This is a genomic window from Amycolatopsis albispora, from assembly GCF_003312875.1.
GTDB classification, from domain to species: domain Bacteria; phylum Actinomycetota; class Actinomycetes; order Mycobacteriales; family Pseudonocardiaceae; genus Amycolatopsis; species Amycolatopsis albispora.
Genome location: NZ_CP015163.1, coordinates 3,289,463 through 3,305,399 on the forward strand (window position 1 = coordinate 3,289,463; position 15,937 = coordinate 3,305,399).

Annotated in this window: 18 protein-coding genes and 4 tRNA genes; 14 read left to right on the forward strand and 8 right to left on the reverse strand. The window is 68.0% G+C overall.

Going from position 1 to position 15,937, the window contains the following annotated elements:
* Window positions 1–5: 5 nt before the first annotated feature.
* Window positions 6–341, forward strand: coding sequence for a hypothetical protein (locus tag A4R43_RS42740; RefSeq protein WP_162788477.1), 336 nt, complete (start codon window positions 6–8; stop codon window positions 339–341).
* A 144-nt stretch (window positions 342–485) separates the two neighbouring features.
* Here the strand turns inward: A4R43_RS42740 and A4R43_RS44910 are convergent, their stop codons facing one another.
* On the reverse strand, window positions 486–836 hold the full coding sequence (locus tag A4R43_RS44910) for a phage tail tube protein (RefSeq protein ID WP_472240948.1): 351 nt from the start codon (window positions 834–836) through the stop codon (window positions 486–488).
* 2 nt (window positions 837–838) lie between these two features.
* Here A4R43_RS44910 and A4R43_RS42745 point away from each other — a divergent pair, with 2 nt between their 5' ends.
* Window positions 839–1,582 carry a hypothetical protein gene (locus A4R43_RS42745; RefSeq protein WP_162788478.1) on the forward strand — a complete coding sequence of 248 codons (744 nt, stop codon included), beginning with the start codon at window positions 839–841 and terminating at the stop codon, window positions 1,580–1,582.
* Between the two features lie 522 nt (window positions 1,583–2,104).
* A complete protein-coding gene (locus A4R43_RS15220; RefSeq protein WP_113697615.1) occupies window positions 2,105–2,764 on the forward strand; it encodes a hypothetical protein in 660 nt (219 codons plus the stop codon).
* Between the two features lie 400 nt (window positions 2,765–3,164).
* Here A4R43_RS15220 and A4R43_RS15225 read toward each other — a convergent pair whose 3' ends face one another.
* Window positions 3,165–3,818 carry a hypothetical protein gene (locus A4R43_RS15225; protein ID WP_162788479.1) on the reverse strand — a complete coding sequence of 218 codons (654 nt, stop codon included), beginning with the start codon at window positions 3,816–3,818 and terminating at the stop codon, window positions 3,165–3,167.
* A 188-nt stretch (window positions 3,819–4,006) separates the two neighbouring features.
* Here A4R43_RS15225 and A4R43_RS43290 point away from each other — a divergent pair, with 188 nt between their 5' ends.
* Window positions 4,007–4,273 carry a hypothetical protein gene (locus A4R43_RS43290; protein ID WP_205215341.1) on the forward strand — a complete coding sequence of 89 codons (267 nt, stop codon included), beginning with the start codon at window positions 4,007–4,009 and terminating at the stop codon, window positions 4,271–4,273.
* A gap of 103 nt (window positions 4,274–4,376) precedes the next feature.
* Here the strand turns inward: A4R43_RS43290 and A4R43_RS15230 are convergent, their stop codons facing one another.
* Window positions 4,377–5,129: a hypothetical protein gene (locus tag A4R43_RS15230; protein ID WP_205215342.1), complete on the reverse strand. Its 753-nt coding sequence runs from the start codon at window positions 5,127–5,129 to the stop codon at window positions 4,377–4,379.
* A gap of 1,050 nt (window positions 5,130–6,179) precedes the next feature.
* Between A4R43_RS15230 and A4R43_RS15235 the strand changes: the two genes are divergently transcribed.
* The 3 genes from A4R43_RS15235 to A4R43_RS15245 all read left to right on the forward strand — a co-directional run bounded on the left by A4R43_RS15235 (window position 6,180) and on the right by A4R43_RS15245 (window position 8,949).
* Window positions 6,180–7,181 carry a DNA-methyltransferase gene (locus A4R43_RS15235; RefSeq protein ID WP_205215343.1) on the forward strand — a complete coding sequence of 334 codons (1,002 nt, stop codon included), beginning with the start codon at window positions 6,180–6,182 and terminating at the stop codon, window positions 7,179–7,181.
* Window positions 7,182–7,303: 122 nt separating this feature from the next.
* Window positions 7,304–7,624, forward strand: a complete 321-nt coding sequence (locus A4R43_RS15240; RefSeq protein ID WP_236809025.1) for a helix-turn-helix domain-containing protein — start codon at window positions 7,304–7,306, stop codon at window positions 7,622–7,624.
* A complete protein-coding gene (locus A4R43_RS15245) occupies window positions 7,606–8,949 on the forward strand; it encodes a tyrosine-type recombinase/integrase (protein ID WP_113692931.1) in 1,344 nt (447 codons plus the stop codon). Before A4R43_RS15240 ends, A4R43_RS15245 begins: the two co-directional genes overlap by 19 nt.
* 49 nt (window positions 8,950–8,998) lie before the next feature.
* Here A4R43_RS15245 and A4R43_RS15250 read toward each other — a convergent pair.
* From A4R43_RS15250 to A4R43_RS15265, 4 genes are all read right to left on the reverse strand, one after another.
* Window positions 8,999–9,073: transfer RNA gene (locus A4R43_RS15250), tRNA-Val, on the reverse strand.
* A 1-nt stretch (window position 9,074) separates the two neighbouring features.
* Window positions 9,075–9,145: transfer RNA gene (locus A4R43_RS15255), tRNA-Cys, on the reverse strand.
* A gap of 25 nt (window positions 9,146–9,170) precedes the next feature.
* Window positions 9,171–9,243, reverse strand: a tRNA-Gly gene (locus A4R43_RS15260).
* 121 nt (window positions 9,244–9,364) lie between these two features.
* Window positions 9,365–9,790 (reverse strand): SsgA family sporulation/cell division regulator, encoded by a 426-nt coding sequence (locus A4R43_RS15265; RefSeq protein ID WP_113692932.1) that lies wholly within the window; start codon window positions 9,788–9,790, stop codon window positions 9,365–9,367.
* 426 nt (window positions 9,791–10,216) lie between these two features.
* Between A4R43_RS15265 and A4R43_RS15270 the strand changes: the two genes are divergently transcribed.
* The 7 genes from A4R43_RS15270 (at window position 10,217) to A4R43_RS15300 (ending at window position 15,018) form a co-directional block, all read left to right on the forward strand.
* Window positions 10,217–10,288, forward strand: a tRNA-Val gene (locus tag A4R43_RS15270).
* Window positions 10,289–10,457: 169 nt separating this feature from the next.
* Entirely contained in the window at window positions 10,458–10,799 is a 342-nt protein-coding gene (locus A4R43_RS15275; RefSeq protein ID WP_113692933.1) for a PadR family transcriptional regulator, read from the forward strand.
* Window positions 10,796–11,443, forward strand: coding sequence for a hypothetical protein (locus A4R43_RS15280; RefSeq protein ID WP_113692934.1), 648 nt, complete (start codon window positions 10,796–10,798; stop codon window positions 11,441–11,443). The genes A4R43_RS15275 and A4R43_RS15280 overlap by 4 nt, the downstream gene beginning before the upstream one ends.
* A 31-nt stretch (window positions 11,444–11,474) precedes the next feature.
* Window positions 11,475–12,566, forward strand: a complete 1,092-nt coding sequence (locus A4R43_RS15285; protein WP_113692935.1) for a sensor histidine kinase — start codon at window positions 11,475–11,477, stop codon at window positions 12,564–12,566.
* Window positions 12,563–13,219, forward strand: coding sequence for a response regulator (locus tag A4R43_RS15290; RefSeq protein WP_113692936.1), 657 nt, complete (start codon window positions 12,563–12,565; stop codon window positions 13,217–13,219). The genes A4R43_RS15285 and A4R43_RS15290 overlap by 4 nt, the downstream gene beginning before the upstream one ends.
* Before the next feature lie 113 nt (window positions 13,220–13,332).
* On the forward strand, window positions 13,333–13,719 hold the full coding sequence (locus tag A4R43_RS15295) for a hypothetical protein (RefSeq protein WP_113692937.1): 387 nt from the start codon (window positions 13,333–13,335) through the stop codon (window positions 13,717–13,719).
* Window positions 13,720–13,722: 3 nt separating this feature from the next.
* Window positions 13,723–15,018: a DJ-1/PfpI family protein gene (locus A4R43_RS15300; RefSeq protein ID WP_113692938.1), complete on the forward strand. Its 1,296-nt coding sequence runs from the start codon at window positions 13,723–13,725 to the stop codon at window positions 15,016–15,018.
* Here A4R43_RS15300 and A4R43_RS15305 read toward each other — a convergent pair whose 3' ends face one another.
* The gene (locus A4R43_RS15305) at window positions 15,019–15,888 is read right to left on the reverse strand and encodes an EamA family transporter (RefSeq protein ID WP_113692939.1); all 870 of its coding nucleotides are present in this window, start codon (window positions 15,886–15,888) and stop codon (window positions 15,019–15,021) included. It abuts the gene before it with no gap.
* Between the last annotated feature and the right edge of the window lie 49 nt (window positions 15,889–15,937).

Below are 15,937 nucleotides of genomic sequence, written 5' to 3' on the forward strand. Positions count from 1 at the left end.
ATCAAGTGGTCGCTGTGAAGCGGCGGCGTGAGGACCACGGTTGGTATGATAAATACCGGCCGGCGAAGGTCGCAGCCTTCTCGCTGCGGGAGGCGGTAACCCTGCTGGCGCTATTCAGGCTGTCCTTCGACAGCGCGTTCACCTCGACCACACCGCTGCAACGGTGGCGGCGAAGGCTGGTGCCGCGTTACGCGGCAACCGAGCTGGACGCCCGCACGCGACTGGGGGAGCTTGATCAAAGAGGGCTTCTGTTCCCGCATCCGGCCTGTCCGTCCTTGAGGTATCGCGCCGTCCGCAGCCGGGTTCAGGAGGGGTCGCTGAACCTCGAGACGACAGGTTGACTGCCTCAGAGCCGGGGCCGACCTGGCCGCGCAACGAAGCCCTGGCGCCGACCTCGTGGCGGCCTTGACCAGTCCGTGGCCCAAACCGTGGCACGGGCAGCGCGCGGCGGAGTGCTGCAGGGTGCTGCACTCCGAGAACACCGACTACTTGATCCGAGCGCTGCACAGCACGACCACGATCAGCTCCTGGAACTGTAGATGTAGCGAGCCGGGGTGAGGCTGCCAGTGCTCGGTGCCCTCTTTATCCACCTTCCATGGCAGCGTGGTGCCATCCGGCGTGGACAGGCCAAGGCCGCACCATGCCGCCGCCAGCGGCGACGTCGCGCCAGGCGGCTCTGGGGTGCCGGGCGGAGCGAGTGATACTTCCCCCGCGCCAGGGACGCGCACCAGAGCCGAGTTCAGTGCCAAGGAACGACCTTCCGATCGTTGGTCGTGCAGTAACGCATCCGACAGCGCCCGCGACTCTCCGAGGAACCAGGTTCGAAAGTGAGGCATCGATGGTCGAAGAAGGCAAGAACCTTCCAGCGAAGACAAGTGACATTGACGTAACGAAGCTAGTCAGAAAAGATTCGAAGAAGGGTGAAAATGCGAAAATAGCAGGCAAGTCGGCAGCTAAGGCACTCTTGGGATCGATCCCATTCGCTGGACCCGCAATCGTTGAGTTTCTCAATGGACTGGACGAAGTCAAACAAGCCGACAAAGAACGAGTTATCAAATCGATGATTGAGGATCATCAGGTCGACATTTCACTCCTTAAGGAAAAATTGGAAAACGATAGCGAACTGGCCGACATCGTGGCTCGCGGAATGGCGGCAGCAAGTGCAGCGAGCTTCGAAACCAAGCAAAAGTTGCTTGCAGGCGTACTCGCAGGAAGCATTGAATCAGACCCCGTTCAGCGGGTTTACGCCAGGATCTTATTGCGGATAATAGACTTCCTCGACAAAGAACATGTAGAAATTCTGACAACCCTGAGGGATTGGGAATACCCGTCAGATGACTCCATTCACAAAGAGCGACAGGCGCACGCTAATGTGCCACATATCTTGTCAAAGCTCCCGCATTTGGAGCACGTGATTGGCGTCCTGATCAAACAGTTAGATTCGCTGGACCTTATCAAGAACACCCTAACGGGCCAGGTGCTTTTTGGGGGCGGAGAATTGGCTAATTTCAAGCTCGACAACCTTGGCGAAAAGTTGATCGAATATCTAGAAACGAAAACTATGCCACAGCTGCACGAATGAAGACTAGAAATGCGGCTGCGGAGACCTATAGATGAGAGAACTGGTCAATGCTAGCAACGGGCGCATTAATCGGTTCACTCGCCAGAAAGTTGCTACTGCTCGGCCAGCGTACAGAGTAGATCTAGTGCAATTCCAGCGAGACGCCTGGCGTCATAGGAGGCCATGCGCGCCACCCGCAGCGTGCCGGTCGGCCTCGGCATGCCTTAGATCCGCCGCTCTGCGGGGCGGTCGAGCAATTTGGCATCGTGACTGGATGCTCCTGCCGACGCAGTCCTGTTCGAGTTGACCTTCTTCTTCCGCTGCCACGGCGCGCTCATCCTCACCCGGCCAGCCTGGGTGAGGCAAGATCAACGCGTTCGGCGCGGACTTGCCGCCCGCCTTGGACCTGCTCGGGAAGTTCAGGTCATCGAGCAGGCAGCAGCCACACCAGGCAGCGGCCAGGCATGACAGGGAGCAGTGGCGCACAACGTAATTGGGAGGCAGGACGGGGTGGGGTTGCGCGACACTCTCCAGGTGATCACGATGCAGCCCGTCGTGGAGGTCTACGCGCCGGAAGGCTTTGCCCTTTGGCCTGTCGCGGAGGTCGAGCCGTTCGGCTATCTGGCGCTTAGCGGCGAGCTCACGCCCCTTGAGGTCGGGACAGCGGTGATGCGCATCGCCAGTTGCAACGACCTCGATCCCGAGGATGACGGCAGCCCGCCCCGCCCCGCCGACCCACTGGGGTCGTTCTTGCACGGCCTGCTCACCCTCGACACGCTCTTCGCAGCCGGCGGCCTGCGGGTGACCGACAGCGCCACGGGCGTGGCGTTCCTGCCGGGCTGCTGCAACAGCCTGAAGGACTGGCGCGAGTGGCACCAGGTGCTCGATGGCAGCGGGCAAGCCTGGTTCGGGCACGATCCCGATCCGCGCGCCGAACGCCACGGCGAGAACGTCCGGCTGACCATCGACGCTGAGCAGAACGACAGTCCGGTGATCGAGTTGCTTGCTACTGATCTCCGGCACCTTCTTGCAGGAGCCGAGCACGACCTCACCAGCTTCCTCGCGCTGGCAGCCGACTGGGCCGCCCAGAACCTGCCCCGTCACGCCGCCCCGGTCACCGCAGCCCTCGCCCGCGCACTGGACCTCCCGACACCGACCGAACCATCGGCCAGGAACCCCGAAGCACACGCCGACACCCCTTGACCTGGAGCTGCGAGATACCGAGTTGCAAGGCCGCTTCGGGGCTCTGCAGACGGAACCACCGAATCCTTGATCGCGGTCACGAGTCGAATTCGTAGCCTCCTCATCGAGCCCCGCGCAGGCTGATCAGCAGCCATCGTGCGGTCGTGACGGGCACTGGACAACGGCCTCTGCTCTTCCTCGACGGCGAGGGGCCACTCATCCCATTCGGCGCCCCGCCAGAGCAGTACCCCGACCTACCGGCCCGACCTCGACTCTCCTCTGGGGCTGGGGTCGCGGTATTCGCCCGCCGGGGCGCAGGGCGCGGCGCCGGGCTATGAACGAGCGATGCTGGCGCAGAACGTCGTCGTTGTAGACGGCCTCTGGCAACGTCAAATATTGGAACTGTCCGAATGCCCTGTCTTCAATGAGGAGTCCGGTGGCTGACTTCGACGGCGTAAGTGGTCCAGTCGCCGCTGCTGGCGCGTTGCCACGCGCCAGCGACGCTGATGTGGATGCCGAGCATCTTGGCCAGCACGGCTGTGGGCAGGTCGGTAGCGAGCTGGAACAGGGCGGTGGATAGTGCTTGGCCGGAGTGCAGGCCGAGTTGGCGGAGCCGATCGCCGAGGCCGAAGGCCCTGAGCGGACGGCCGGGTTGTCCACCGGGGAACAGCCAGGGCGAGGTGCCTTGGTCACCGAGCGCGGCTTTGCCGCGGCGTGTGGCGACGAGGAGGAGTACGAGTTCGGCAAGCGGGTTCGACAGGACGACCGGTTCACGGCCGAGGCGCAGCCGTCCTTCGTTGTCGCCGCGCTCGACGTGGTTGAGGGTGAGGCGACTGATGGCCGAGGGCCATTGAGCGTAGAGCAGTACCAGCAGACCAGCGACACGGTCTTCCGGCTTGACGTTGTCGTCGTGCAGCAGCCAGCGGGCTTGGGCCCAGCGTGCTTCGGAGCACTTCAAGATCAGATCACGCAGCTGCAGATACCTGGCCACGTCCCGGCCGCCAGCGACCCGCACCACGCTGCCAACGGCGGATTCGCTCACGCTGATGAACAGACCTTCGTCGACACCGGTCACGCGCCGGCCCTCCTCCCGGGGCAGGATCAGCGCGGACCGCCACAGCCACATCCGGAACGGACGCCCCGTGCGAGACCCCGGTCTCGACCTCCACGAAGTGCGCGCCAGCGCTCGGCCTCGGCGACCACCTCGCCCGGCAGGGAGTCCAGCAACCCAAACGGCTCCAGCGCCGCGCGTATGCGGCCGACGTGGCCGGCGAGGTCCGGCGCGGCCATCAGATACCCGGCCAGCACGACCTGCTCTGTGCCGTCCTCACCGCGCAACCGGACCGCGGTGCTGGAGATCCCGATGACCTGGTGCTCGCCGTCGTCGAAGGTGATCCGGCGGCCGACGCCGAGGATCGGTTGCCCCCGCGCTCACGCGGACACCATCGCAGCTGCCACGCCGACCCGGTCCCAGCCGTGGTGGCGATCGTGTCCTCGGCCAGCGGCGAGGTCAGATTCGCATGCAGATAGCGGCGCCAAAGCAGGCGAAATAGCACAGGTAGGACCGCGGCTTGTCCACGGTCGGTGGCGGGCTAGCTCGCCGGTTCTGACCTTCGCCGCCGACGTGCACCCATCAGGGCTTTACCACCTGAGCGGACCGAACGGCCGCGACAAGTTCCCGCGAACGAACCGCTCCGACACCGAGTCGCTTCCGGAGGGTCTCAGCCGAGATCGGACGCTTGTGCTGCTCCCAGTGCAGCGCATCTTCCCGCCGGGCCCGTTCCAGCAGACCGTGGTCAAGACCTCGATTCTTCAGATGCGCTGCCGGGCGTTCACCGGGATCACCCTGGTCGTCCTTCACCGAGTCGGCCCCCGGCAGGCCGTCAGTCTCCTGAGCTTCACTCACCCGGGGGTTGGGGCCGCCGACCGGCCGAACCGGTGCCGGTTCGCGGCAGGTCCCGGCCATCGCTTGAATGAGACCCGGGCCAACCTCGGCCCAGCCGATCAGCAGCAGCGGGCCAACCGCGTCGAACGCAGCCTTCCCGTACTGGCCCGCCACAAGCGGCTCGGCGACGTTCAACGCCAAGGTGACCACGCTCGCGAACATCAGGAGCCGACGCGCCGGCTGCAACTGCGCTGCCGTGGCGCCAGCGAGCACGAGGTGCCGGATACCGAGCAGCAACCCCAGGATCGACAGGTCGACCGCAGGCGCCACCAACGGCGCCACCCACACGGGTACTCCGAGCCGGAGCGCCAGGTTCAGAACGTTGCCGAAGCCGAAGAGGAACGTCAGCCCGACGACCGTTCCCATGATCACCGTGACCGCCCGGACGATGGGGCCAGGGTCCCGAAGAGGCTCCGATCGGGCGAAATCAGCGAAGGCCATCAGGCACCTCCCCGGGGCCGCCGACGACGAACTTGCCCTCAATGACCAGCATGCCGCTGGGAAACCGCTGGTCAGCCGCGGAACCGTCTGCGTGTAGCCCTGCCGAGGGCACCAACCTGCGACCAACGTCGCTAACGGCGAACCCAGGGGCACATCCAGCGCCTCCGACGACCGCTCCCAAATGCTGGGGTGGTCCGGCAGAAGTTGACATTTGCGAGCCCGAGGGGAGCCCGAGAGGGCTCGGACAAGACGACAGCGGTCGACACTTGTCAACATCAACGGACAGGCTGCGCTGCCGCCGGGTGGCCGAAAAGGTCTTGTTCGGCATCACTCGGCACCATCCGACACGGCGGACTTCGGACTCTTAACCAGCGGGTTCGGATACTGGCGGTACTCAATTGCCGCGCGCCAGCATGTACGTTCGCTTCCGCTTCCGTCCCTGTGGCGCTCGTCGGCGGACAAGTAGCGTGCCTTGGAAACGCCGTACCAGCTGCCGGTGCCTCGGCTGATCAAGCTCGCACCGGTGACTTCACAGCATTGAGGTCGTTCGGCAGAGGTGCTGTATTCGGAGTTCCACCCGCGACAGCAGGTGCCATTCAGTCAAGTTCGGTCGTTGGTGTCGAAATCCGGGCCTGTGAGCGGCCTCTTGGAGTGATTTCGCGATACACGCCGACGACCGTGCGGAAGGCTCGATGACTCCACCACTATGCCGTGGGCCTGCTCGGCAAAGGCCACTACGCCGAACGTGGCGCATGCCAGTCAGCCATTGGCCTCACGCACCCCGTCTCGGGCGCGGGCGCGACGGTGCGGCCCCTTTGTTGGTGCCGAACCGTGTCCCGCACCGCACAGCTGCTCATCGTTACTCCGACCGCACGGTTCTTACCCGGATCACGAACGCGCGCGTCCGGACGGTCGGGTTCTCGTCGTCACGCCCCGATTTAAGGAGTTCTTGTCGTGTCTCAAGTTCACTTCGACGGTCACGGCGTCACGCTGTTCACCGGTGACGCCGCCACCGTCCTGGGCGGACTGCCCGACGGCTCCGTCGACTGCGTGGTCACCAGCCCGCCCTACTGGGGCTTGCGCGACTACGGCACCGCCCGCTGGAGCGGCGGTGACCCGACCTGCGCGCACCTGACCACCGCAGGCTCGCGGTGCCGTCGTTGCGGGGCTCGGCGCTCGGACCTGCAACACGGTCTGGAACCGACGCCACAGGACTACATCGACCGCCTGCGAGCGGTGTTCAACGAGCTGTCGCGAGTCCTGGTCGGCACCGGCACTGTTTGGCTGAACCTGGGCGATTCCTACGCCGCCGATCCCCCAGGTCGCACGGCCGACGGCATGCGAGCGAGCACCCTGGCCGGCAGATCCGCGGCCGCGCCGCTGCGGGAATCCGTTCGCCGCGCAGGGGTGCGGCGCACCCGGCCCCTCCCGCGCAAGAATCTCGTCGGCATGCCCTGGCGCGTGGCGTTCGCGCTTCAAGACGACGGGTGGATTCTGCGCAGCGCCATCATCTGGCACAAACCCAACGCCATGCCCGAGCCGGTACGCGACCGCGTGTCCACCCGGTACGAAATGGTGTTCATGCTGACCAAGCAGCAGCACTACTTCTTCAATCTCGACCCGATCCGGGAACCACCCGCCCGTCCACCCGCCCCCGCACGCCGAGTCGATGCCAACGTGGACGGCAAGTATGCCCGCACCGCACCCTTCTCCGGCAACCGCCATGGCCAGGCGATGCGGCCCACCGGCACCCGCCACACCGCGAGAAACCCGCGAGGCAGGAACCCCGGCGACGTCTGGTCCATCACCACCCGACCGCTCCGGGAAGCGCACTTCGCCGCCTTCCCCATCGACCTGCCGCTGCGCTGCATCACCGCCGGCTGCCCTGATGGTGGCACCGTGCTCGACCCGTTCAGCGGCGCCGCCACCACCGGAATCGCTGCCCGGCAACTCGGCCGCTCCTATATCGGGATCGACCTGAACCCGGAATTCCACGACATCGGACTGCGGCGGCTCGGCCTGTGCTCCACCGGCGGGAGGTCGGCAGCGTGACCGGCAACGCGGCAGGGCCCACCCGATCGGGGGCCTCCGGGATGAGCACTTCTCCGACTACTCTTCCGGGCCCGCTCAAAGTCGGCGCTGCCAGAGGGAAACCGGCACAGGAAGGAGGCGTTGTGGACGACTTCACGACCAGCAATCAGGCTTCGGATCTGCCTGCAGCAGTGCAGCAGCTTGCCGAAGCGGTCCACACCCTGGCCGTCGCCGCCCAGCGGGATCCGGATGCGCTGCTCACCGCGGAGCAAGTTGGCGAGTTGCTCGGCTTGTCGCCGCGCACGTTGAAGGATCAGGCGGCGGCCCGGGTGTTTCCGCACCGCAGGTTCGGCAAGCACTACCGGTTCAGCCGCGACGACGTCGCCGAGATGGTGCGTCACGCCCGATGCGCACCCCGCATCCCCGACAACTGGAAGGAGAAAAAATGGCCTACGGCGAGCTGATAGTCAAGGACCCGCCGTTGTGGAGGTGCCGATTCAAACTGCCCAACGGCACCTGGGGCAGCAAATCAGGGTTTCCCACGAAAGAAGCAGCAGAAGATTGGGGTGACGAGCAGGAAGACCAGATCAGGCGCAGCGTGTGGAGGGACCCGCGCGAGGGGGAGAAGCCGTTCGACGTCTTCGCCGAGGAGTGGTTCGCCGCGGTGTCGCCGAGGCTGGAACCCACCACGGTCGCGAAGTATCGATCCTACCTGGACAACCAGCTGCTACCGAAGTGGTCCGGCTGGCCCATGGTGGTCATCTACCACGACTACGAGGAGATCGAGAAGTGGCTGTCGCAGTTGGACGAAAACTACGCCGACTCTTCCGTATCCTCGTACTTCGCGTTGTTCTCCACCATCATGGGCGTCGCCTCGGATCGGGCGAAGATCATCCCAGGCAATCCGTGCCGTGGTGTGCGGATCGGCTCCGGTGAGTACGAAGAGGAACGCCTCGTCGCCAGTCCCGTCCAGATCTTGCGAGCAGCAATGCGCCTGTACGAACGCGGGCTCGGCCTCGGCGGGTTCACCCTCTGCCTGCTCGACGGCTACACCGGCGCTCGCTGGGGTGAATTGGTCGGGCAGCAGCGCCACGAGTACGACCCGGAACGCCGCCGGATCCGGATCTGTGCGCCGCTCAAGGAGGTCAGCGGGAAAGTATTCAAGGGCGGCAGCCTCGCCGCGCAATCAGGCGGAGCGACATCGCACCCCTCCCCGGTGCGACCGGGACGTCGGCGGAGCAAGGGGAAGAAGGGCCGGACCAAGACACCAGCCGGGACCCGATGGGTTGACCTCCCGCCGAGCATCGCGGTGTTCTACGAAGAACTGATGGACAGCCACCCACACCCGTTCGTGCTCTGCACGCCCGAGGGCAAACCATGGCGGCGGTCCAACTTCCGCAACCGGCACTGGCGACCGGTCTGGGATGGGACCGAGGGTGGCGACCGGCAAGTCGCCCCGGCGATCCTGCCGGAGTTCACCTTCCATGAGGGACGTCACAGCCATGCCACCTGGCTGATCGAAGACGGCATACCCGAAGTCGCCCGGCGAGCGCGGCTGGGGCAGAAGATGAAGGGTATGGCCCGGGTCTACGACCACATCACCCCGGAAATGGAACGGGCAGTCATCCAGGCACTCGAACGACGTTGGCTGGCCTCGCTCAACGCACTCCGGCCCACCGAGCGGACCAAGCTCGGCGAGTGGTTCCCCCACTTAAGGAAGACAAGGCCGGTGGGCGAGTTGGAATCGGCCCCGCGGACCGTCTCCATTTCGTCTCCATTGCACAAGTAAAGCCCCATCCCTCCGGAGGAGGAACAGGGCCTTGGCCTGCGAAAACAGCTGGTGCGCGATACTGGGATTGAACCAGTGACCTCTTCCGTGTCAGGGAAGCGCTCTCCCGCTGAGCTAATCGCGCGAGGTGGAGACGGGATTCGAACCCGTGTACACGGCTTTGCAGGCCGTTGCCTCGCCTCTCGGCCACTCCACCGTGTCAGGCCCGAGTAGGCCTTCCGAGCGGACGACGGGACTCGAACCCGCGACCCTCACCTTGGCAAGGTGATGCGCTACCAGCTGCGCTACGTCCGCATTTCTCCCGCTCGCTCGGGGTTTCCCTCGCTCGCGGTGTGTGAAGAACTCTAGCCGATGCCCCGGACCCCGGTTACAGGGGGGTGGCCACAACCTTTCCCGGGGCCGTGAACAGGCCCGATCAGCTCAGGTCGTTCGGGATCAGGTGGGTCAGCGCGTCGTCGACGTCGACCCACAGGTGCTCGTTTCCGGGCAGCACCACGTCGTAGGTCCGGTCGAGGAAGTCGGCGAGTTCCTGGGCCGACGCCTCGAACATCGCGTGCCCCGACGGCGAGTTCAGCTCGATCAGCACCGACTCGGGGTCCTCGGCCGAAGGGCGGATCCGCACGTCCCCGTCGCCGGCGTCGGCGAGCAGGCCGTCGGCGAGCAGGTCACGTGCGTACACCCACTCGACCCAACCGGCGCGGCCGGTCCGGAACGCGGCGACGACCGCGTACGGGTCGCGAGTGTCGTAGCGCAGCTCCACCTTGACGGGGACTGCGGGCGTCCGCGGGGCCAGCAGGTCGAAGACCGCGGTCGAGCGGAGCGTCACGTGATCGTTTCGCATCGTCCTACCCTTCACTCCTCTCCCGGTCCAGGTTGACCGAGTCGCGACGTTGAGACGTACCGGGGCGCCGTGTCGCTCGCGGATTCGCCGAAGATCACCCGTACGGGGTCATCGCGGCGGCCACTCGCTCCATCATCACCCCTGGCCTCCGGGCCGCCGCACGCGCCCTGGCTGATCTCCCACGGGTCCATACTGCTCGGTTTGATCCCGGCGCGATAGCGCTGTCGCGCGAATGTCGGAAGTCACTCACCGGCCTCCGCCCGCCGAAGGCCTTCGCTACCACGTTGTTGTTCGCTCCGTGTCGGGCGGTGCGCGGAACGTGTCGATCCGGAACCACCCGTTTGGCCGGGCCCGGTCCCGGCTAACGGGACCCCGGTGTGCGGGCCCCGCGAGGGGGTGCGCTAATGTGTTCACACACCGCAAGCGGGGCGATTAGCTCAGCGGGAGAGCGCTTCGTTCACACCGAAGAGGTCACTGGTTCGATCCCAGTATCGCCCACCGCCCAGTTTAGCGATGTCAACGGCCTGCCGGTTCCGATCCGGCGGGCCGTTCTGCTTTCTGCGACCAGGATCACGCGTCCGGTGTGACCCAGCTCCCTCCATTCCCGACGGTCAGCGGATCGACCCGTGGTTGACTTATCGGAAGATATCTTCCTATAGTTCTCGGCATGCCACGCCGGAAGCCGGGAAGCCTGCTGCCGCTCGAGACCGAGATCCTCGAAGCGGCGCTGCGGTCGGACGCGCCCTTCCACGGGTTCGCACTGGCCCAGACCATGCGGGAGCAACGCGGCTCGTCCACGCTGACGAGCCACGGCACGCTCTACAAAGCCCTGGGCAGGCTGGAGGAATTCGGCCTGCTCACCTCCGAATGGGAGGACGCCGAGGCAGCCGAGGGCCGTCCTCGCCGCCGCCTCTACGAACTCACCGGGCGGGGCGCCCAGGTGGCCGCGCGCGCCGCCGCCGAGCAGCCCGCCCGCCGTGCCCCGCGCACCTCCCCGGAGCCCGCATGAACCCCGAACGCGTGGCCGCGCTGGTGACCCGCTGGGTGCGCTGCTACACACGCGGCCTGCCCGCGCCGATCGCCGAGCGCCGGATCGGGGAGATCGCGGCCGATCTGCACGACCACATCACCTGCGAACGCGACGCCGGAACCGGCGGCACGCGGATCGCGCTCGGCCTGCTGTCGCGAATGGTGCGTGGCCTGCCCGCGGACGTTTCCTGGCGGGGACAACACCTCCAGGACCGGTTCCCCACGCTGGAGGAAGCGATGAAGAAGCAGAAGACCGCCTACCGCTCGGCCGTCGGTGTCGCGCTCGCGGCCGCGTTGATCCTGCTGTGGGGCATGGGCGCGGTCGGCGTCATCGGCGTCGAGGGCGACCGTGCCGACCTGATGTACTTCGGCGTGCTCGCCGTCGGGGTCGTCGGTGCCGTTCTCGCGCGCTTCCGCCCGGCGGGCATGGCACGCGCGCTGGTCGCCACGGCGGCCGCCCAGGCGTTGGTCACCGTGCTCGCGTTCGCCGCGGGCAAACACGAGTCGCCAGCCACCTCCGTGCTTGAACTCCTGGGGCTCAACGGGTTCTTCGCCGCGCTCTTCCTCGGTTCGGCCTGGCTGTTCCGGCGGGCCGAACCGCGGAAGCCGCCCGTTCTCCGTTGACCAGCGCACCCGGAAAGCCCAAAGTGAGCCCATGAACCGGGCTCTCGCGGCGCTGACCGGCGGCGCGTTCCTCACACTGGTGATCGGCGCGCTCGCGTCCCGTGAACCCCTGTGGGTGATCCCGCTCGGCGCGGTGTTCACCGCACTCGGCACCGCGGGCTTCCTCTGGGTGCACCGGCGCGAGCGGCTCGGCTGGTCGATCGCGTACGTCGCGGTCCAGTTGCCGCTCGCGTACGCGGTGTTCTCCTACGATCCCGGTGTCGGCGGCACGTTGTTCTTCGTGGTGCTGGTGAGTCAGTGCGTGCTGCTGCTCCCCCGGCCCGGCACCGCGGTGGTGATCCTGCTCGTCCCGCTCGCGCACGCCGGCATGGCCTGGCACGACGCGCTGCGCGAAGGCATCGGCCTGTTCGCCTCGGTGTTGTTCGCCGCGATCATCACCGAACTCCTGCAGCGCGAACAGAAAACCCGGCGCGCGCTCGCCGAGGCGCACGAGCAGTTGCGCGACTACACCGCACAGGCGGAACGGCTCGCCACCGCGCAGGAACGCAACCGTGTCGCCCGTGACATCCACGATGGACTCGGGCATTCCCTGACCGTGGTCCAGATGCAGGTCAAGGCCGCGCGGGCGGTGTTGCAGACGGACCCCGCCAAGGCCGACGCCGTGCTCGCCAAAGCGCAGGAGCAGGCCGAAGCCGCGCTGGCCGACGTACGCCGCTCGGTCAGCGCACTCCGCGAACCGCGGTCGATCCCGCCGTTGCCCGAAGCGTTGCGCGCGCTGGCCGAAGAGACCTCCGCGACCGGAGTGCCCACCGGCGTCACGGTTTCCGGCACCGAACGGCCGGTCGCCGACGAAGCGCGGGAGGCGCTGTACCGGACCGCCCAGGAGGGCCTGACCAACGTCCGCAAGCACGCCGCCGCCACCCGCGCGGAAATCGGCCTCACCTTTGCCGACGGCAAGATCCGGCTGGTCGTCCGCGACAACGGAACCGGCGTGGTGGACGGCCGGACGCCCGGCTTCGGCCTGCTGGGACTGCGCGAACGAGCCGCCGCGCTCGGCGGGCGGCTGAGCTTCGAACCCGCCCCTGGCAAGGGGTCCGCACTGACCATGGAGGTACCGGGATGAGCGCGGTCCGCGTGTTGCTCGTGGACGATCAGGCGCTGTTCCGCGAGGCGCTGGCAACGCTGCTGGCCACCCGCGACGACATCGAGGTGGTGGGTGAGGCGGGCAACGGGGACGAGGCGCTGCGCCGGTCCGCCGCACTGGCCCCCGACGTCGTGCTGATGGACCTGCGCATGCCGGTGCTCGACGGTGTCGCGGCCACGCGGCGGCTGCGCGCCGAGCAACCCGGTGTGCAGGTCATCGCGCTCACCACGTTCGACGACGACGAGGACGTGTTCGCCGCGTTGCGTGCCGGGGCGCTCGGGTACCTGCTGAAGGACGCGTCCTCGGCGCAGTTGGTGGACGCGGTGCTGGCGGCGGCCCGCGGTGAGTCGGTGCTGCAGCCGTCCGTCGCGGCGAAGGTGGTGGCCAGGTTCGCGCAACTGCCCGACACCGATCCGGCACCACGGCCGCAGCCGCTGGTCGTTCCGCTGTCGGACCGCGAGCTGGACGTCCTGCGCCTGCTGGCCGACGGGCACAGCAACCGGGAGATCGCCGGCTCGCTGTTCCTCGCCGAGGGCACCGTGAAGAACCACGTGACCAGCGTGCTGGCCAAGCTGGGTGCCCGCGACCGCACTCAGGCCGCGCTGCGGGCCCGCGCGCTCGGCCTGCTGTGAGGTCATGCCCGGCACATGACCGGAGGTCATGACCTCCGGCACCTGGCAGCACGGCCTCCGGCGGCGATGCTCGATCGCGACAAGGCGTTCACCGCGATCGGGAGGTCCCCGCCATGACAACCGCCACGCACCGCACCACGACCCGCAAGCTGGTCCGCTTCACCGCGCACTACCTGGAAATGGTCGTGGCCATGCTCGTCGGCATGTTCGCGCTCGCCCCGCTGTGGCCCGACGCGTGGGTGGCCAGACCGGACGTGGCCGCGCTGGTGATGGCCACCGACATGACCGTCGCGATGGCGTTGTGGATGGCCGTCCGGCGGCACTCGTGGCCGCGGATCGCGGAGATGTCCGCGGTGATGTACCTGCCGTTCCTGGCGCTGCTGGTGCCGCACTGGTTCGGCGTGCTGTCCGGCTCCGCGGTGATGGCCGCCGGGCACGTCATCATGTTCCCGCTGATGCTGGCCGCCATGGTGTGGCGCCGCGACGAATACTGGCACTGAGCCATGCGTACCTTCGTCAAGCGCGTTCTCGCGGTGGTCGCCGTGCTGCTGGTCCCGGCCGCCGGGGCGACCGTCTCGGCGCTGTCCGCCTTCGACGCCCTCCACGCCCCCGGACCGGAGCGGGCCGTCCCGGCGGCGGCACCGCTGCGCCACGACCCCGCCAAGCCCACCGCCGTGGTCGTGGTCGGCGACCGCGGTGCGGTGGTCTCGGATGTCCTTGCCCCGTACGAAATCTTCGCCGCCACCGGCAAGTTCAACGTCTACACCGCGGCCTCGCAGCGCCGCCCGGTGCCGTTGACCGGCGGCCTGGACCTCGTCCCCGACCTGACGTTCACCGAACTCGCCGCCCGGACGCCCGTCGCCGACCTGGTCGTGGTGCCCGCGTTGCCCGACGTCGGCGAGCCCAGCACGGCACCGGTCACGGATTGGCTGCGCACGCAGGCCGCGGGCGGCGCGCACCTGCTGAGCGTGTGCAACGGCTCGGGTGTGCTCGCTTCGGCCGGCCTGCTCGACGGGCGGTCCGCCACCGCGCACTGGCTGCGGATCGGGGAGTTCGAAGGCGTCTACCCCGCGGTGAACTGGGTGCGGGGACAGCGATTTGTCGACGACGGCGGCATCGTCTCCACGGCGGGCATCCTGTCCGGGATCGACGGCACGCTGCACGTGATCAAGCGCCTGGCCGGTCCCGAAGCGGCCGCGGCCGCCGCGTCGGCGGTCGGCTGGCGCCACGCCGATCCGCCGGTCACGCCGGAAGCCGGGATGCCGGACCCGGTCGCCATCATCAACGCCGGATTCACCTGGAACCCGCCGGAAATCGGCGTGGTGCTCACCGACGGCACCGGCGAGATCGAGCTGGCTTCGGTGTTCGACGTGCACGGCGGCCAGTCGCTGTCGGCACGCACGCTGGCGGTGACCGCCGACGGCGGGCCGATGCGCTCGCGGCACGGCCTGACCTTCCTGCCGCGCGCGGATCTCGCCACCGCCGCGCCCCGGCTGGACCGCCTGCTCGTGCCCGGCTCCCGGGCCGTGGCCCCGGTTCCCGGCGGTCCGTCGCCCGAATACCCGCACCAGCAACCGGGTTTTGCCTTCGACGCCACCGTGCGCGACCTCGCGGGCACCACCGATGTGGCGACCGCCCGCTGGACGGCGAAGGTGCTGGAGCTGCCCACCGGCGGCTTGGTCCTCGACGGCCCGGCCTGGCCGTGGACGCTCACCCTGCTGCCGGTGCTGCTGGTCGCGCTGGGCGTGGCGGCGGTGTGGGGGTTCCGGCGGTGGCGAACCGCCCACAGAGGACGGTGATCAGCGTTCGTGCGGCAGCTGACCGGCCACCATCGCGGTCAGCGCCAGCGCGAACCCGGCGAGCTGGACCGGGCCGAGTTCCTGCCCGAGCACCAGTGCGCCGAGCAGCGCCGCGACCATCGGCGACAGCAGGCCCAGCACGGCGACCGAGGTGACCGGCAGCAGGCCGATGCCGCGGAACCACAGCACGTAGGCCAGCAGCCCGCCGGCCAGGCCGAGCCAGAGGTACCCGGCGACGGCGGGCAGGTCGATCGACGGCGGCGCGCCCTCGGCGAGAAAGGTGACCGGCACCAGGAACACCCCGCCCGCGGTCAGCTGCCAGCCGGCGAAGGCGGTCGGGCCGGCGCCGGCGGGCCTGCCCCAGCGCTTGGTGAGCGTGACCCCCAGCGCCATCGCGAGCGCGCCGCCGAGCCCGGCGAGCACCCCGGCGGTGTCGAACCCGGCGGCCGGCCCGAGCACCACCAGCCCGACCCCGGCGACCCCCGCCAGTCCCCAGGCGAACCGCGCCACCGACGGGCGTTCGTGCAGCACCCCGACCGCCAGCACGGCGACCACCAGCGGCTGCCCTGCCCCCAGCGTCGCGGCGACCCCGCCGGGCAGGCGCTCGGCGGCGGTGAACAAGAGCGGGAAGAACAGGCCGATGTTGAGCACCCCGAGCACCGCCGCCCGCCACCACCACACCCCACGCGGCAGCACGCGGGTGACGGCCAGCGCGATCAGCCCGGCGGGCAGCGCGCGCATCAGGCCCGCGAACAGCGGGTGCCCGGCGGGCAGCAGCTCGGTGGTCACGACGTAGGTGGTGCCCCAAACGGCGGGTGCGAAGGCGGTCAGCGCGGTCCGGGTCAGCGTGCCGGAAGTCAGGGTGGTCACCCGTTCAAGGTGGCTGACCTGCGTCCATGAGTCCAATACATGTTTGTCA

What these genes read in the sequence shown, in the direction of transcription:
- A4R43_RS15230 (WP_205215342.1), bottom strand. Translation starts at nt 5,129, where the DNA reads ATGGCCTTCGCTGATTTCGCCCGATCGGAGCCTCTTCGGGACCCTGGC.
- A4R43_RS44910 (WP_472240948.1), bottom strand. Translation starts at nt 836, where the DNA reads ATGCCTCACTTTCGAACCTGGTTCCTCGGAGAGTCGCGGGCGCTGTCG.
- A4R43_RS15290 (WP_113692936.1), top strand. Translation starts at nt 12,563, where the DNA reads ATGAGCGCGGTCCGCGTGTTGCTCGTGGACGATCAGGCGCTGTTCCGC.
- A4R43_RS15285 (WP_113692935.1), top strand. Translation starts at nt 11,475, where the DNA reads ATGAACCGGGCTCTCGCGGCGCTGACCGGCGGCGCGTTCCTCACACTG.
- A4R43_RS15295 (WP_113692937.1), top strand. Translation starts at nt 13,333, where the DNA reads ATGACAACCGCCACGCACCGCACCACGACCCGCAAGCTGGTCCGCTTC.
- A4R43_RS15275 (WP_113692933.1), top strand. Translation starts at nt 10,458, where the DNA reads ATGCCACGCCGGAAGCCGGGAAGCCTGCTGCCGCTCGAGACCGAGATC.
- A4R43_RS15220 (WP_113697615.1), top strand. Translation starts at nt 2,105, where the DNA reads ATGCAGCCCGTCGTGGAGGTCTACGCGCCGGAAGGCTTTGCCCTTTGG.
- A4R43_RS15280 (WP_113692934.1), top strand. Translation starts at nt 10,796, where the DNA reads ATGAACCCCGAACGCGTGGCCGCGCTGGTGACCCGCTGGGTGCGCTGC.
- A4R43_RS15265 (WP_113692932.1), bottom strand. Translation starts at nt 9,790, where the DNA reads ATGCGAAACGATCACGTGACGCTCCGCTCGACCGCGGTCTTCGACCTG.
- A4R43_RS42745 (WP_162788478.1), top strand. Translation starts at nt 839, where the DNA reads ATGGTCGAAGAAGGCAAGAACCTTCCAGCGAAGACAAGTGACATTGAC.
- A4R43_RS15245 (WP_113692931.1), top strand. Translation starts at nt 7,606, where the DNA reads ATGGCCTACGGCGAGCTGATAGTCAAGGACCCGCCGTTGTGGAGGTGC.
- A4R43_RS15300 (WP_113692938.1), top strand. Translation starts at nt 13,723, where the DNA reads ATGCGTACCTTCGTCAAGCGCGTTCTCGCGGTGGTCGCCGTGCTGCTG.